The sequence below is a fragment of the Veillonella ratti genome (assembly GCF_003992115.1).
In the GTDB taxonomy this organism is placed as follows: Bacteria; Bacillota; Negativicutes; order Veillonellales; family Veillonellaceae; genus Veillonella_A; species Veillonella_A ratti.
On the sequence record NZ_RQUX01000001.1, the window covers coordinates 163,387 to 180,722 of the forward strand.

Sequence of the window (17,336 nt, forward strand, 5' to 3'; positions counted from 1 at the left end):
TCTAACCTTTCAAAACAGGAGACACTTATGAGTTCAAGTTTTGGTAAAAATCTTACTATTTCCGTATTCGGGGCCTCCCACGGCAAGGCTATCGGCGCCGTAGTCGACGGTCTGCCATGCGGTGTAACCGTCGATGAAGCGGCCTTGGCCCGCTTTATGAAACGCCGTGCCCCGGGGCAAAGTTTAATTACCACCCAACGTAAAGAAGCGGATCATCCCGTATTTCTAAGCGGCCTCGTAGACGGCCAACTCAGTGGTTCACCACTTGCCTTTTATATCGAAAACACGAATCAGCATTCTAAAGACTATAATAATTTACGTGATATACCGCGCCCATCCCATGCTGACTATACGGCGCGTATGCGTTATGGTGAAAAAGTAGACATGCGCGGTGGCGGTCATTTCTCGGGGCGCCTCACGGCCCCACTCTGTTGTGCCGGTGGCATTGCCTTACAAATTCTAAAACAAAAAGGCATTGAACTCGGTGCCCATTTAAAACAGATTGGCTCGGTACAAGATACCACTATGAGCTTCACCGAACCGGATATGGCGGCACTTCAAAAAGTAAGCCACGAAACCGTAGCCATGGTATCCGCTCAGGCACGCCTTAAAGCAATTACCTATATTGATGAATTACGCCAAGAGGGTGATTCTACGGGCGGCATTATAGAGCTGTTTGCTACGGGGCTGCCGGCGGGCCTTGGGAATCCGAATTTTGACGGCATTGAAAATCGTCTTAGCCGTGCCCTTTTTGGTATTCCCGGCGTTAAAGGCGTTGCTTTCGGCAGCGGTTTTGACGGTTGCCTCGACCGCGGTTCCAATCAGAACGATCCGTTCCGTTTAGAAAACGGCAAAGTTCGCACCTTAAACAATAATAGCGGCGGCATCCAAGGCGGTATTACCAACGGCATGCCACTCGTCCTCAAAGTGGGCATGAAGCCGACTGCCTCTATTGCCAAAGTACAGCCAAGCTTCAGTTATGAAGCAGCTGCCAATACGGATTTACAGATTAAAGGTCGTCATGATCCTTGCATCGCCGTTCGTGCCGTGCCGGTTGTTGAAGCTGTCACCGCCTTAGTCCTATTAGATTTTCTCTTAGATAACACTATTGAACTTGATTAATAATGGTCTAAAATTTAATTAAGGGTAAACTAATATTTTCCTAATTTGCGACTACCTATTATAGTCGGTACCGAAATACACATTTCCAGTGAACGGAAAGGATATTATTATGAATCATACTTCTACGCTGACCCCTTTTGGCCTCTTGGGCAAAACCTTGGGACACAGCTATTCGCCACAAATTCATAAGGCTCTCGGCAATCCCGACTATGTGCTGTACGAACGAGCTCCTCAAGAATTAACCGAGTTCTTAGGTCAATCCGAACTGAAGGGCCTAAACGTTACCATTCCGTATAAAAAAGATGTCATGAGTGCCTGTCACACTTTATCTGACGCGGCCAAACATATCGGGGCCGTCAACACCATGGTACGCCAAGCCGACAATACATGGTATGGTCACAATACGGACTACGATGGTTTCATCTACATGTTGGAACGAGCCGGCATCCACATCAAAAATCAAAAAGTTGTCGTTTTAGGTGATGGTGCGACAGCCCATACGATTCATGTGGCCCTAACCGATTTGGGAGCCAAAGAGATTAGCCATCTTTCCCGTAAAACAGCACCTTTTTATAGTGACGCCAAAAGCTATGGGGCCGATGCCGATGTACTCATCAATGCCACGCCGGTCGGTACTTTTCCGAATTGCCCGGATAGCTTAATTTCATTGGATGATTTTCCTAAACTCAAAGGCGTAGCCGATGTGATTTATAACCCTTATCGCACGGCTCTTCTTATAGAAGCGGAGAAACACGGCATTCCTTATACCGATGGTCTCCCCATGCTCGTAGGGCAGGCGGTAGCGGCGGCTAAGCTATTTATGCAAAAAGAGTTTCCACCGGAAGCAACGGAAACTATCATTCGTCAAATGCGTCATGCCCAGGAAAATATTATTCTCATCGGCATGCCCGGTGTAGGCAAAACAACTATCGCCACCGCTCTCGCGGAACGCTTACAGCGACCGCTCATCGACTGTGATGATGTATTTGAAGAACGGTACTGTCATCCCGGCGAATATATTAAAACCTATGGGGAAGCCCAATTTCGTGAAAAAGAAACGGCCCTCCTCACCGAACTTTGCAAAACCACCGGAGCCATTATTGCCACCGGCGGCGGCGTTGTAACTCAACCGGTTAATTATCCTATTTTGCGCCAAAACGGTCGTATCTATTGGCTTCGCCGTCCCCTTGAGAAATTAGCCGTTGACAGTCGTCCGCTTTCACAGGGGGGACTGGAGCGCTTAGAATCTTTATATACTGTAAGAGAACCACTGTACGAAGCCTTTTCACAATGTAGTTTGGACATAAGCGATCCGGATACCGGCGCTGCTCAGATTGAGGAGGAATATCATGCACATTTTAATTCTTAACGGCCCCAATATTAATCTGTTAGGTTTAAGAGAGCCGGATATTTACGGTTCTGAAACGTATGAACAGCTCGTTCAAATGATCCGCCAACATGCGCATGATCGTCATATCGCGGTTAGTTTTTATCAGAGTAATCACGAAGGCAGCTTGGTAGACCGAATTCAGGCGGCCCATAATGACGCCGAAGCCATCATTATCAATCCGGCCGCTTATACGCATACATCAATAGCTATTCTTGACGCCTTAAAAGCGATTGGCCTCCCTACGGTGGAAGTGCACATCTCCAATCCTGATGAACGAGAAAGCTTCCGTCATTTCTCCTATGTAAGCGAATATGCTGAAAAAACCATCAAAGGCCATGGTCTTAAAGGCTATATCGAAGCCATGGATTATCTTATTGATACGTATGGCGATAAAGAATAAGACACCTTTTACGGCCTGATAAAAATTCAATAATTACAAAAAAGAGGTTTGAAGATGAGCCATGGTGCTCAACTTCAAACCTCTTTTCCGGTATATAAACTTTTGTGGTAAGTTTGTTTAGTAAGTTTTAAGTATGATAATTCGTTTAGTACTCGCTTTAGTACTTGTTTCTATAGGATAAGTTGTTAGTGTAAAACTGATTTCTTCTCTTCTTTGTCAACTCCCCAAACCCAGCCCCCGCTGCAGTTTGGGGAATAATTTCAACCAAATCAAAGCCTGACGATAAAACTGTTTCATTTAAAACGAGATTGTCACATCCACATATATTTTTACAATAATAATGCCTACGTTATATACGGCCGATATCTGTATATAACGTAAAATATATTGTTTTAAATGAACCAAGCCATGTCGTCGGTCATATTCTTTGGTGTGAAGGCTACTTTATGCCGCGGCATATGTTTACGTGAGTGGCTGTCCACCAAGTGAATCGTCGAACGAATCTTGCGTACAACGATGTTTTCAGGTTCCGTTTCATAGATGACCACATTCTCAGGTACATCACGTTTAATAACCAGATTACAGCCTATCCGGCTACCGCTGCCTACCATAATGTCGCCCAGTACTTTAGTACCGGCGCCGATAAGCACGTCGTCACCGACCGTTGGATGGCGTTTCACGCGTCTTGAGCTCATGCCGCCCAATGTTACGCCGTGGAACAAGGTTACATTATCGCCAACAATGGCAGTTTCACCGATTACGACACCCATGCCGTGATCAATGAATAAACCTTTACCGATTTGTGCGCCCGGATGGATTTCAATCCCCGTCGCATTACGCGAATGCAGTGCCACGCGTCTGGCCAATAATTTGTAACCATGTTTATACAAACGATGGGCAAAGAAATGCCAGAACAAAGCTGTTATATGCGGATAGGTCCACAATACCATCAATACTGATGTGGCAGCCGGATCTGAATCCATAACGCGCTTAATATTATAGCGAATCGCTTGCCAAAGTTCTTTCATACATCCTCCCGGCCGGTATTCCCCCAGCCCCTAAATATCTATGGCCATATAGCTGGCCGTTCATCTCTCTTCAAGCTAAACCTAAGTCAACCTATGGTCGTTCCCCCGAACGATTATATCGTCAGATGCTTAGGCTTTTACATATTCAACATCATCAAATTCAAGCATGGATAAGTATTTTTCAACTCCGTCCGGAGCAATAGCTACTACAGGCACGCCAGGGTTTTTAGCGGCTAAGTCTTTAGCTGCTTTAATAGCTGCGCCGGCAGAAATACCGATGCTGATACCGCTTTCGCGCATGAAAGTCTGTACTTGAGCGATAGCGTCATCATCAGTTACGGTTACGACTTCATCCATAAGGGATTGGTCGAAGTTTTCAGGAATGAAACCGGCACCGATACCTTGGATTTTATGAGCGCCACCTTTGCCTTCGGAAATCATTGGGGAACCTGCCGGTTCAACCGCAACAGCTTTCACATTAGCATTGTGTTCTTTCAATTTACGAGCCACACCGGTGAAAGTACCGCCTGTACCTACGCCGGCAACGACGATGCCCACATTAGGAACTTGTTCAATAATTTCAGTAGCTGTTGTTTCGTAGTGAATGCCAGGGTTAGCAGGGTTTACGAACTGTCCCAAAGTTACAGCACTTGGGTTAGCATCAAGAATTTCCTGAGCTTTGGCCAAAGCACCTTTCATACCGGTTGCTTTTGGAGTCAAAATCAACTGAGCACCATAAGCTTTTACCAATTCACGACGTTCTTTACTCATGCTTTCAGGCATCAAGATTACAACTTTAATACCTAAAACAGCACCGAGCATAGCAAGGGCGATACCGGTATTACCGGACGTTGCTTCTACCAAGATAGTGTCAGGTTTAATTAAACCTTTCTGCTGAGCGTCGCGCAACATACCATAAACAGCACGATCTTTAACACTGCCGCCGGCATTGTATTTTTCCAATTTAACAAAAACGTTAGAATCTCCAATTTGATATACAGGCGTGTTACCAATCAATTTTAATGTATCATTTACTGGTTTCATACTCATAATATTCATCGTTCCTTTCTCATAGAGTCTCTCAGCTCTAATAAAAAAAGCCCTTGGTCACATTTGTGACCAAGGGCGATATATCGCGGTTCCACCTTGTTTCATTTGACTGTGCGCACAATCAAACCTTTGCTGTACTGTTAAACACATATTCTCCGGAGCATTTCACTCCTATCTGTTTAACTCTATACAGATTCGCTATAACGGGCGACCCCCGAATAAGACTCCCCTATATGGCTATAGCTTTGCCTTAATAACTCCGAGATGCACTTCCATACACTTCATAAGACCCGCTCTCACCGTCCGGGCTCGCTGCACATACAATAGTATATGTACTTTTCTCTTCCTCGTCCTGATTTCTATTCAAATCATAAACCTACTATAACACTATGAATTAATACTGTCAACAGCGAAATTAAACTTTTTGATTTTCATCAATTTATTATTGACGAATCTTTGACTCTCTGTTGCATGTACTTTATTTTACTACAACTGTACATTTTTTGCCAGTCCTATTGTATTTTATTATTCATTTTACGTTTATTTCCAACGATTTTATCGAGCTTTTTTCAATTTTTGCAATAATTATCAATGCATTACCAAAATAAGCCGCAATGAAAAAACAGTCAAAGAAAAAACAGTCTATTTTCATAGACTGCTTTCTGTTATACATATATAAATTTTTGCTCGGTATAACCTAATCTAATGGGTATCCGCGTCCCTAATCGTAATCCCGATAAGACACGAGGCCTGCAATTACCGGTCATAGACTTAGCTACTGTCCATCACTCTTCACAGGTCTCAGTCTTACCTGTACTGTCATCTATGCAGTATATTCGAATCTATACTGTCTGTCCAACTCCTCGAAATAACCTATACCTTCAATCTATCCCTGCCGGTTCGACAGAAAGCTGACAGCCTTGAATACTAGGTATATTATAACAAACCTTTTGAATATAAGGAATATTTAAAATGAATTTTCGACATAAATATCCGTATCGATTATGCATAATTATCGTCAAAAAAACCTGCTATATAACTTAAAGTCATTTTCTAATTGACTTTAATGTAAAAAAATACCTTCCCGCTGTGCTTGCAGGAAGGTATTTGCATATGACTATATGCCGGTAAAATTGAGTATTTATTTTACTGTGTTAAGTGTGTGTTTAATGTGTGTGTTTTGTGTGTTGTGTTGTTTTGTGTTGTTTTGTATTGTGTGTGTTTAAGTGTTGTGTTTGTGTTTAGGTATTTATGGAGTATTACCTATTAATGAGGGAGTTGGTTCTTCAGGGAAAACCGTGCTTATGCGTTAAGAAGTACCCCGATTTTAACAGCTGTACCGGAATTTTGAGGAGCCGGTTTCTTATCATCTTTAGGTGGCAACGTTTTTTTATCTTCCGGTTTTACCGGTGGTTTTTCAGCGCCCGGTTTGCGATTATTGTAGTCGTTAGCCAAAGCTACTCTGCGTTTTTCCTTGGTTTCCGGTGTTACTTTACTTGATGGTTTGTCTTTTTTAACAGTTTCCTTTTCAGGAACTTTAGGGGCTACCTGAGGATTCTGCTGATTCTGATCGTTTTTATCGTTTTTGTTAAGCTGTTTGTTGTCTTTATTAGGCTGATTTTGTTTGTTCTGATCATCCTGCTGCCATACAGCCGGTTTATTGTTGTTAATGTCTTGTAAGCTCTGAGCACTTACCAAAGCGCCGAAAGAGTTAGCCCAAAGAGTAACCGCCGCGACAGGTACCATTAATACATATTTGCGTTTCATAACTATACCTCCTAGTACAAAATTATACAATTTTCTTACTGTCTCATAAATGCTTGTGCATCACTTGATCAGTTCCATATACAAATCTAATCTGTTAACTAACGTTTAACATATGTACATCTTACCTAGATTTTATGAGGTATATATGAAAATTTCGATGAGCTTTTTGTGAAGTTTTTCATGATTATTCACTCAATATTCATTTATATTTTTATTCCAAAGGCATATATAATTATTCCTATTTATAAACAGAAAAATGCCGTTGCCCTTAGGGAGGAGGCAACGGCAAGTTGTTCGTACATATTTGTACTCACGATTAGGTATAGGTATTTAGAGGTTTAACAAGTGGACTCACTCGCAATAACTTCCGGGATAAAGAAGTTAGTTGAGCTGTAGCGCTCGATTCTGAATAATCGTTAACTACTGTTCCCTTGTTATGAGCCTATTATAGCATGTAAATCTAATAATTTCAATATCTAAAATTTATTTTTTTCGATTTAATTTATTTTTCTCTATATAGTGTCTAAAAAACAGCATAAATACTGGATTCGTGTCTTAACTAATAATTTATTTTTATCTGTAAAAGGGCTACAAGCCGGCCTTCAATACATCACGAGCCGTTTCATACATGTAATGATACCCCAACTCATTGGGATGCACATCACCGGCATAAAGAATTTCATCGCGATAATCCGCCTCGGCGATAGTTTTATAGAAGTCTATATACAACAAGCCTTGTTCCTTACAGTAGGCTTTCAAGCGCTCATTATAATCAACGAGTACCGCATCATCGCCATCGGGATCACAGTCAATCTGTGGAGCTAAACCAACAACCACATCACAGCCGATTTTTTGAATATGATGAATCGAACGCATCATTGAAAAATAGCAATCTTCCGCCGTGCAACCATGTAAAATATCATTAGTCCCACCCATGATAAACACCGCATCATAGGACGAATCATGAAGAGCGCGCTCCAAATTATTATAAATAGCCTGCAAGGTGGCACCATCAACGCCGGCATTAACCATAGTAATTTTTGCACTTTCATTGGTTGCCGCACTTTTTTCAAAATGAGCTTTCAATAATTCAACCCAGCCCTTGCCGTAGGGTACATCATAACCACGCGTCAAACTGTCACCGATAAATAACACCTTTTGCCAACTCTTTGTCTTTGCCATGCCCTTACCGCCTCCTATTTCATCAATGGATCCGTAGTGCCGTTCAATTCAAAAGCTTTAATGCGATCGATGCAGGTACCGCAAGTGCCGCAAGGCTTGTCGCCACCTTCATAGCAACTCCAGGTAAGTTCGTACGGCACCTTAAGATCCAGCCCGACCTTAACGAGTTGGGCCTTATTTTTAGTAGCAAATGGAGCCTCTACTTGGACTTTATCGTAGGTACCTAAGGCAATAGCTTTGGTCATAGCATCGACGAAGGCTTCACTACAATCGGCATAGGCATTGCCGGCTGCATCATCGGCATGGGCGCCCAAATAAATCTGCACCGTATCGTCAGGGAAAAGGCTCATGCCGAGGCTGGCTACGGCGGATAACATCAAACCGTTGCGGAAGGGCACATACGTGCTGACCATGCCTTCGCCTTGTTCTTCAATCTGTTCCGCATAACTCTTATGAATAATCTCATCGGTGGAATTTTGCAATAAGGATGAATTCGAGTATTTTAAAATCTGCGATAAATCCAATTCATAATGCGGTACTTCATAATAGGCCGCAATCTTACGGGCACATTGCAGTTCTTTATCGTGTTTTTGCCCGTAAAAAATAGATACAGCCGCCACATTTTCCTTGCCAAGGCGATCAATAGCTAAAGCCAAACAGGTGGTGGAGTCTACGCCGCCACTGGATAATACAATTGCTTTCATAGTGTCTCCTTTGTATTTCTAATATATAAAGCGCAACTAAGGCGCCATAATAACTATATCTGAAGAAATGCAACAGCCTTAAAACTGTTTTGAACATTTCTCTATATATTATCATATCACAAAGGGGGACGGGATGAGAAAAAAGTCCTTGCTCGAACTTCAAGCAAGGACTCATCCTAATTTTCATTTCTATAACTGTAATTTTTTTAGCCTTTATTTCTTTTGGCTTTTATTTTTTATAATAATCTCGTAAGATTACCTGCATAGCTTCACAATCAGCGGCCTGCCCAACCGTAATCCGCAGCCATTTAGGACTGAGTCCGGACCGCACTTGATAACCTTTTTTGAGCCATACATCGGCAATAGCTTTAGTCTCTTCCGGTGATGCAAATTCTACGAAAACAAAATTGGCTTCACTGTGATAATAATGGAATTTTAACTCATCGAGGCAAGTTTCCCAGCCTTGACGAGCCTTAGCATTGGCCGCCACAACCTCCGCAATAAAGGCTTGATCCTTCAGGGCGGCCTCCGCCGCCACCTGTGACACGCTATTGAGATTATAAGGCAGGCGAATAGCCTGTACATAATTTACCAATTCCGGGCTTAATACTAAATAACCTACCCGATAATTGGCCAGGCCATAGGCTTTTGAAAAAGTCCGCATCAAGCCCATATTGGCAAATTCTTTTAAAAGTGGTAAAGCACTGGCTGTTTCAGTCGTAGTGACAAATTCAATATATGCTTCATCAATCAAGACCAACACGTCTTTAGGAACCTTACTCATAAAATCACGCAACGATGCTAGCGAACAATACGTACCGGTAGGATTATTCGGGTTGCATAGCCATACCAGCTTCGTTGTCTCATCGATAGCATTTAGCATACCGGCTAAATCAGTAGCACCTGTTACAGCATCACAAGGGACGCCTTTAATGACAGCCCCCTCTAGCTGAGCATTCAAAGCATATTCTGAAAACGTCGGCGTACTAATAACTATGGAGTCTTTATCGGTTAAAAAAGCACGACTGAGCATAGTAATCACTTCATCAAGGCCCACGCCGATAACGAGTGATGTTTCAGCCACGCCTAAATGATTTGCCAACGCGGTACGCAAAGAACTTGCATTGCCGTCAGGGTATTGGCTGCTGTCATGTTTAGTTACATAATCAATTACCGCTTCACGAACAGCCGGCGAAGTACCATAGGGATTTTCATTAGCTGATAAGCGAATAACTCGCTCCACCCCCAAACGCGCCTTCAAAGCTTCCACCGGTTCTTCCGGAACATATGGTTTTAAGTCTTTTATACTCTCTTTCATATACACTCACTCTTTCTCTTATCGCTTTATTGATTGCCCGTCACGCTTTATTAAATCAAGCTTTTGCTTGGTTCATGATTTGTAAAAAAGGCCCACCGCGCAAAGGTGGACCCATATAGGCTATAAGTTCTTAATTTCCGGTCGATCCGTTGTTTTACTGATAAGTCCTTCACGACGTGCCAGTTCTTCCGTTATAGCTTCGTAAGGAATGCCTTTTTCAACCAATAAAACCAACACATGATACAGCAAATCCGCCGTTTCACTGACAAGTTCCGTATGGCCTTCATTTTTAGCGGCAATCACCACTTCCGTAGCCTCTTCGCCGACTTTTTTCAAAATTTTATCGAGCCCTTTAGTAAATAGATAATTCGTGTAGGACCCTTCTTTCGGCTCTAATTGCCGATTCTTGATGACCTCATAAAGTTCAGCCAGTTCCTGTGTCATATAATCCCTCTCTTTTATTCAGCTTTTTAGCTATTTGTTTTTAATTCGATTTCGTTAAAAAAACAACTCCTTGAACCGGTATGACAAGCCGGGCCGTTGGGAATAACTTCCAATAATAAGGTGTCCTTGTCACAATCCAAGGCGGCCCGTACAACCTTTTGCGTGTTACCGCTGGTTCCCCCCTTATGCCACAACTCTTGGCGCGACCGTGACCAAAACCAGGTTTCGCCGGTTGCTAAGGTTCGTTCATAGCTTTCTTCATTCATATAAGCTACCATGAGCACTTCTTTCGTATTGGTATCCACTACTACCGCAGGCAATAAATTGTGAACCTTCTCAAAATCAGGCCTCAAATCCGAATCCAATCTTAAATCGGTGGTAATGTTCTGTTCCATATCTGCTATTTTGTCAGCCATCATTGCCCACCTCCTAGCGAACCGGAATATTATAAGCGCGCAAAGCCTCTTTTACTTCCTCAATAGTTATTTCGCCAAAGTGGAAAATAGAAGCCGCTAAAGCACCGGTTACTTTTGTTTTTGAAAAAACCTCTACAAAGTGTGCTACCGTGCCGGCACCGCCGGAAGCGATAATAGGCACTTGTACCAAGTCGCCCAGCTGTTTATATAATTCAATATCAAAGCCGGACTTGGTACCGTCTTTATCCATGCTCGTTACGAGTAATTCGCCAGCCCCCAAGGCTACGGCCTCCTGTGCCCAGTCATAAGCTAAGCGGTCTGTTTTTTTACGCCCTCCATGGCTGTACACAAACCGCTCCCCCGTCTCGGGATCGGTTTTCACATCAATGGCTACGACGATACATTGATTGCCGAATTTCTCAGCCCCTTCGCGAATTAGTTCAGGATTTGCCAAGGCGGCTGAGTTAATTGAGATTTTATCCGCCCCGGCCTGCAATAATTGCTGCATATCCGCCAATGTACGAATGCCGCCACCGACGGTAAGAGGCATAAATACTTCATTTGATATGGCTGAAATTACGTCCTTGAAGGTCCCCCGCCCTTCCGTTGTGGCCGTAATATCCAGAAACACTTGCTCATCGGCACCTTGCACTTCATAGGAAGCAGCAATCGCCACCGGATCGCCTACATCTACTAAATTAATAAAATTAACACCCTTTTTTACGCGGCCGTTATCCACGTCCAGACAAGGGATGATTCGTTTTGCCAACATAGTTTCTACTCCTTTATCATTAGCCGTATCCGGTTTACCATGATTATGAGTATATAATGCTATCACTATTGCTATATGTATCTTATTAGTGTTTTGTATTAGTGTTTTGTATTTATCTTATTATATTGAATTTATTTTGCCGCAACGGCGGAAATCGCTAAATTAGGCACATCCTGAGAATCTGTTTCTTCATGGACAGTGCGTGTATAGTATGGTGACGGTTCAATCAATTCACCGGCTAACTCGCTTTTTTCCAAAGCTACAATATCCGCTAAAGCCAATGGACCTTCATACAAGGCTTTCCCGACAATACAATCGACAATGCCTTTTTTACGCAAGGCTACAATATCACCGGCATTGCGAATCCCGCCGGAGGCGATAATACGAGCTTCCGGAAATTGATCGTGTAACTCAAACAGCAATTCCTGGTTAACCCCTGCCATGGTACCGTCACGATTAATATCGGTAACAATGAAGTGTTTAGCACCGGCCGCTATCATTTCGCGAATCAAATGGCTCATATCAACGTCCGACTTTTCAAGCCAGCCTTCAGTGGCTACTTTGCCGTCGGCGCCGTCGACACCGATAACAATGCGTTCTGCTCCATAAGTGGCCAGCATTTGTTTAGTAAATTCCGCATTTTTTAACGCTACGGATCCTAAAATAATACGATCGATACCCGCATTCAGATACGCTTTAATAGTTTCTTCGTCACGAATACCGCCACCTACTTCAATAATGCCGCTGAACACTCTGCGAATGCCTATAATAATATCAAAACTAACCGGTTTACCTGCTTTGGCCCCATCCAAGTCAACTACATGAAGTGCCTTGATGCCGGCATGTTCATAGTCCTCAGCTTGCGCCACCGGGCTGTAGTTAATTACGATTTCCTTGTCAAAATCCCCTTTATATAAACGTACACTGCGTTTGTCTTGTATATCAATGGCCGGAAAAATCACGGTCATCCCCTCCTTTATGTACTGCTCTTATGTATTTAATATTATATAATATACACCGCTAAACTACATCTGTCTATAATTTATATCGAAAGTATCTATTTCCGACATCAATTTTTATTACAAAAAAATATGCAATACAGGCCATTATATACAACAAACATTATCTTTTAGCAACTATTATAATTATCACTTTTCACTAATAATAGAGTTTTTAAATTCTCACAATACAACCAATCTGTTGATAAACATAGCAATACATACAATTCTTTAAGCCTCATAACCAGCCGTATGCGCTTTACATAGCTCGTCAAATCGTTGCAATAGTTTCAGCCCGATAGCAGCACTTTTCTCCGGATGAAACTGCATACCATACACATTACCATGCGCCACCACGGCCGGTATTTCAATGCCATAGTCGGCCACCGCCGTAATGTAGCGCGTTTCACATTTAACATAATAGGAATGAACAAAGTATGTATATTCGCCATCAATACAGCTAAAGGGACTTCTTTTATTCACCAAGCGATTGCAATTCCAACCGGTGTGCGGCACCATGAGACCCAAATTTTGAGGAATTTCATCTACCGTCCCCGGAATAAAACCGAAGCCCTGTGTTTGGCCGTATTCAGTGGAACTATCAAACAAAAGTTGCATTCCCAAGCATATGCCCAATACGGGAATATTTCGAGCTACCACCGTCTCTAAGACGGGCACCAAATCACGTCGTGTTAAAGTATCCATAGCTTGCCGAAAGGCACCCACGCCCGGCACAACGACGCCGGCAGCCTGCAAAATCGTTGCCTTATCGGCAGTTAAGACCGTCGGTATGCCCAAATGAGCAAACGCTTTTTGCACATTAAAGGTATTGCCCGCATCATAATCTATAATTGCAATCATACGCTACCTTCTTTTTTTAATATTTTATACTGTCAAACTGCCCTTGGTAGAGTTAACGCCTAGAATAGCTTCATTTACTGTTACAGCGCGGCGTAGTGCCCGTCCCAAGGCTTTAAACATGCTTTCAATAATGTGATGGGTGTTGCGCCCGTATTCATTGCACACATGAAGATTCATAAGACCGTTCATAGCGAAGGCTTGAAAAAAATCTTCCACTAATTCCGTCTCAAAGGTTCCCAATAAAGGAGTGGGGAGTTCCGCCTTGAACACTAAATACGGCCGGCCGCTCAAATCAATAACGACCTGCGTCAGTGCCTCATCCATGGGCACCCATGCATCACCGTAGCGCTCAATTTGCTTTTTATCCCCCAAAGCCTTAGTCAAAGCTTGACCCAAGGCGAGCGCCACATCTTCCACCGTATGATGAGCATCAATATAGGTATCGCCATCAGCCTTAACAGTTAGACCGAAGCGGCCGTGTTTGGCAAACAAGTTCAGCATATGATCAAAAAAGCCGATGCCCGTCGCCACTGTAACGCCTGATTCTTCATCTAAATTAAGCGTTACTTCAATATTCGTTTCCGCCGTTTTGCGGATTACCGTAGCCACTCGCAAAGTAGCGCTCGCTTGCTCAGGCGCTTTTTTGGTCTCACCTGATATTGCCACCGTGGCCGGCTTAGTATTTGTCTTCGTTCCGTCCTTAGTGTCCATAAGCAACTGCCTCCGTATCTTCACCTTTACCGGCTACTACCGCATTGTCTTTTGTTTTATCAAAACGAATTTCAATGGACCGCGCATGGCCTTCCAAACCTTCAGTGCGTGCTAATGTAGCAATATGCGGTGCCAACTCAGCTAAGCGCTCTTTAGAAAATTGCATAAACGCCGTACGTTTCACAAAGTCATATACGCCGAGGGGTGACGAAAAACGTGCCGTACCACTGGTTGGCAATACGTGATTCGGACCGCCCATATAATCACCCAGCGGTTCAGCCGTATAAGAGCCGAGAAATACGGAACCGGCATTTTCTACTAAGCTCAAGTAATCTGACGCATTGTTAAGCTGAATTTCCAAATGTTCCGGCGCTACTTCATTCATTAGGGTGAACATGTCGGCTACCGAATCCATGATGGCTATAAAACTCCGCTCTTCAATAGCCACTTTGGCAATATCCTTACGAGGTAGTTCCTCCAATTGCCGTGCCACTTCGTCCGAAACGGCATGAGCCAATACTTCACTGTCTGTAATTAGAATAGCCCGCGCCCGTTTATCATGTTCTGCCTGAGACAATAAATCAGCGGCCAAGTGAACCGGATTGGCTGTTTCATCGGCCAAAATGCCGATTTCGGAAGGTCCTGCAATCATGTCGATGGATACTTGACCGAACACTTGACGCTTCGCCGTAGCCACATAGATGTTACCGGGGCCTACGATTTTGTCGACCTTCGGAATTGATTCCGTACCATAAGCAAGGGCTCCCACAGCCTGAGCGCCGCCTACCTGATAGACTGCATCAACACCGGCTAATTTAGCGGCACCTAATACAATCGGCGCAATGCCGTCTTTTTGTGGCGGTGTCACCATAATAACTTCCTTAACGCCCGCAATTTTAGCCGGTAAAGCACACATCAAAATAGTCGACGGATAGGCGGCCGTACCGCCCGGTACATAAATACCCACCCGTTTTAACGGTGTTACTTTCTGCCCCCGTACTATACCCGGCGTATCCAAATCAATGAAACTTTGGTCAATTTGTCGCTTATGAAAGGCTTCAATATTGCGTTTAGCCACTTCCAAAGCCTCTTTTAAAGCCGGCGCCAATGAATTATAGGCCTCAGTCAAAACCTCGTCGCTCACTTTTAACTCCGTCAGCTGTACGCCGTCAAACTTTTCACTATAGTCACGTAATGCCGCATCGCCTTTGGCAATAACGGTATCAATAATTTCGCGTACCTGCTGTTCAATGACTAAATCCGTTGTGGCCGCCGTGTAATCATTCACCAATGCCAGCATCTTTTGTAACGGCTCTCTGTATATTTTCATGATGGTCTCCTCTCTCTATTTCTCTAATTATTTTTTCTCAAATTATTTCGCTGTATCAATGTTACGTGCTTCTTTTAAGCGGTCTACCAGATCAAAAATTTTGCCCCGTTTTTGCTTAAGCGCCAATGGATTCGCTACTAAACGTGTTGAGATAGGACTCAATTTATCAAAAATCTGTAAATTATTCTCCCGTAAGGTTGTGCCCGTTTCCGTAATATCCACGATAGCGTCGGCTAACCCGATAAGGGGCGCCAACTCCACAGACCCTTCAATTTTAATAATTTCCACGTCTTTACCGCGGCTGGCAAAATAGCGTTTCGTAATATTCGGATACTTGGTGCCGATAGTATGTCGCCGCGGCTCATTGAGATTATAACCGGCCAGCGACGCCAAAATAAATTGACAACGCCCCGTTTGTAAATCCAACAGCTCATACCCCGTATTCTGCTGTTCTTCCAAAATATCACTGCCTACGATGCCAATATCAACGACACCGTTATTTAAGTAGGTAAGAACGTCGCCGCCTTTAACTAAAATGACTTGCAAATTGTCACCTAAAGTAATAACCAGTTTTCGTTTTTTATTTCGTAACGGCTCACAATCAATACCGCAACGTTCAAAGAGTGGAGTGACCTGATCTTCCACACGTCCCTTCGTCAATGCAATACTAAGCATCGGCTTTCACCCCTTCCTCTGTGACCACATAGAGTGTGGCGCCGTCCGCAGCAGCTTGTTCACGGGCCTCCGCTAATGTATCGGCCAATACTAAACTATACGTCGGATGAGCCAATACATAATCAGCCACCACATCCCAATCAGCTTCACCGATATACACATAGGAAGGTTTTGCCTGAGGCAAAGTTATATCCGCCACCGATGCCAATACATCCAAATCAAAGCCCATGCCCACGGCCGGGGTAGGCTCTTTTTGAAAATTAGCGAGTAATTTATCATACCGTCCGCCGCTCACAATATAACTGGCCACGCCGTCAATATAACCGCGGAAAGTAAGGCCCGTATAATAAGGTTGCGGTGCGGGACTACTGAAATCTATGCGCACCTTTTGACTGGATAGTTTTTGTACCGCCTGCGCCATTTGCATAACCCCATTCACCAAACGCTGTGCGCTCATCGGTAAAATAATGGCATCCAGCTCTTGCTGCACTTCCTCAATGGAGCCGAAAAGACGCGGCCAAATTTTAAGCAAGGAATACAATGTATTTTCCGTATACGCTTCAATTAAACGCTCGTACACCGGCAAGTTTTTATTAAATAACGCTTCAAACAATTCGGTTCGTTCCGCCGCCGTAAGCCCCAATGCGTCAACTACGGTTTCGGCAAACCGGGCATCACTGAGTTCCACATATAGCTGATTGTTGAGCCATAACCGGTTAACTTGATTGATGATAAGCAAACACTCCAGTTCGGCTTTTTCCGAAGCATAACCTACCAGCTCAATGCCGGCCTGCGTCACCTGATTTGCCCAGCCGCGGTGAGCCTGATTCATAGCAAACACATCGCCGGTATAGTAAAATTTTTTAGGCAAATTAACTTGAATATTCGCTAAAAAACGTGCAATAGGTAGCGTCAGGTCGGGGCGAATTACCAAGCGTTCCTGTGAGCTGTCCACCACTTCATACATACGCTGCTGAACAGCCAAATCATAGTCATCAAATATATTCTTGTATTCAATGAGTGGTGTATTAATCTTCGTATAGCCCCGTTCAAAAAAGCACTTAGCCAGACTATGGCTAAGAGCTGCTTTTTTCTGTGCTTCTTCACCAAACTCATCCCGAAATCCCGGCGGTAATCGTTTTTGTCTCATATGTTCTCCCTACTCTCT

At 43.6% G+C, this 17,336-nt stretch carries 16 protein-coding genes and 1 pseudogene; 3 read left to right on the top strand and 14 right to left on the bottom strand.

The window, feature by feature from the left end:
• Positions 1–27: 27 nt before the first annotated feature.
• The 3 genes from aroC (at position 28) to aroQ (ending at position 2,912) form a co-directional block, all read left to right on the top strand.
• Positions 28–1,122: a chorismate synthase gene (gene aroC, locus EO124_RS00715; RefSeq protein ID WP_127057884.1), complete on the top strand. Its 1,095-nt coding sequence runs from the start codon at positions 28–30 to the stop codon at positions 1,120–1,122.
• Between the two features lie 109 nt (positions 1,123–1,231).
• Entirely contained in the window at positions 1,232–2,491 is a 1,260-nt protein-coding gene (locus tag EO124_RS00720) for a shikimate kinase (protein ID WP_127057885.1), read from the top strand.
• Positions 2,472–2,912 (top strand): type II 3-dehydroquinate dehydratase, encoded by a 441-nt coding sequence (gene aroQ, locus EO124_RS00725; protein WP_127057886.1) that lies wholly within the window; start codon positions 2,472–2,474, stop codon positions 2,910–2,912. Before EO124_RS00720 ends, aroQ begins: the two co-directional genes overlap by 20 nt.
• A 392-nt stretch (positions 2,913–3,304) precedes the next feature.
• Here aroQ and epsC read toward each other — a convergent pair whose 3' ends face one another.
• From epsC to hisG, 14 genes and pseudogenes are all read right to left on the bottom strand, one after another.
• A complete protein-coding gene (epsC, locus tag EO124_RS00730; RefSeq protein ID WP_021840117.1) occupies positions 3,305–3,940 on the bottom strand; it encodes a serine O-acetyltransferase EpsC in 636 nt (211 codons plus the stop codon).
• 129 nt (positions 3,941–4,069) lie between these two features.
• On the bottom strand, positions 4,070–4,990 hold the full coding sequence (gene cysK, locus EO124_RS00735) for a cysteine synthase A (RefSeq protein WP_226974606.1): 921 nt from the start codon (positions 4,988–4,990) through the stop codon (positions 4,070–4,072).
• Between the two features lie 1,302 nt (positions 4,991–6,292).
• A complete protein-coding gene (locus tag EO124_RS00740) occupies positions 6,293–6,757 on the bottom strand; it encodes a hypothetical protein (RefSeq protein ID WP_127057888.1) in 465 nt (154 codons plus the stop codon).
• A gap of 588 nt (positions 6,758–7,345) precedes the next feature.
• Positions 7,346–7,939: an SGNH/GDSL hydrolase family protein gene (locus EO124_RS00745; RefSeq protein ID WP_127057889.1), complete on the bottom strand. Its 594-nt coding sequence runs from the start codon at positions 7,937–7,939 to the stop codon at positions 7,346–7,348.
• A gap of 14 nt (positions 7,940–7,953) precedes the next feature.
• Positions 7,954–8,643, bottom strand: coding sequence for a 7-cyano-7-deazaguanine synthase QueC (queC, locus tag EO124_RS00750; RefSeq protein WP_127057890.1), 690 nt, complete (start codon positions 8,641–8,643; stop codon positions 7,954–7,956).
• Positions 8,644–8,872: 229 nt separating this feature from the next.
• Positions 8,873–9,961 (bottom strand): histidinol-phosphate transaminase, encoded by a 1,089-nt coding sequence (hisC, locus tag EO124_RS00755; RefSeq protein ID WP_127057891.1) that lies wholly within the window; start codon positions 9,959–9,961, stop codon positions 8,873–8,875.
• 120 nt (positions 9,962–10,081) lie between these two features.
• Positions 10,082–10,405, bottom strand: a complete 324-nt coding sequence (hisE, locus tag EO124_RS00760; RefSeq protein ID WP_127057892.1) for a phosphoribosyl-ATP diphosphatase — start codon at positions 10,403–10,405, stop codon at positions 10,082–10,084.
• 26 nt (positions 10,406–10,431) lie between these two features.
• Complete coding sequence (hisI, locus tag EO124_RS00765) at positions 10,432–10,758, bottom strand: phosphoribosyl-AMP cyclohydrolase (protein WP_127057934.1); 327 nt, start codon at positions 10,756–10,758, stop codon at positions 10,432–10,434.
• A 76-nt stretch (positions 10,759–10,834) separates the two neighbouring features.
• Positions 10,835–11,593, bottom strand: coding sequence for an imidazole glycerol phosphate synthase subunit HisF (gene hisF / locus EO124_RS00770; RefSeq protein WP_127057893.1), 759 nt, complete (start codon positions 11,591–11,593; stop codon positions 10,835–10,837).
• Between the two features lie 131 nt (positions 11,594–11,724).
• Positions 11,725–12,561: a 1-(5-phosphoribosyl)-5-[(5-phosphoribosylamino)methylideneamino]imidazole-4-carboxamide isomerase gene (gene hisA, locus EO124_RS00775; RefSeq protein ID WP_241230633.1), complete on the bottom strand. Its 837-nt coding sequence runs from the start codon at positions 12,559–12,561 to the stop codon at positions 11,725–11,727.
• A 261-nt stretch (positions 12,562–12,822) separates the two neighbouring features.
• Positions 12,823–13,452: an imidazole glycerol phosphate synthase subunit HisH gene (gene hisH, locus EO124_RS00780; RefSeq protein WP_127057894.1), complete on the bottom strand. Its 630-nt coding sequence runs from the start codon at positions 13,450–13,452 to the stop codon at positions 12,823–12,825.
• A 24-nt stretch (positions 13,453–13,476) separates the two neighbouring features.
• The gene (hisB, locus tag EO124_RS00785) at positions 13,477–14,163 is read right to left on the bottom strand and encodes an imidazoleglycerol-phosphate dehydratase HisB (protein WP_127057895.1); all 687 of its coding nucleotides are present in this window, start codon (positions 14,161–14,163) and stop codon (positions 13,477–13,479) included.
• A complete protein-coding gene (gene hisD, locus EO124_RS00790) occupies positions 14,153–15,493 on the bottom strand; it encodes a histidinol dehydrogenase (RefSeq protein WP_127057896.1) in 1,341 nt (446 codons plus the stop codon). Before hisD ends, hisB begins: the two co-directional genes overlap by 11 nt.
• Before the next feature lie 42 nt (positions 15,494–15,535).
• Positions 15,536–17,318: pseudogene (hisG, locus tag EO124_RS10460) on the bottom strand (ATP phosphoribosyltransferase).
• Between the last annotated feature and the right edge of the window lie 18 nt (positions 17,319–17,336).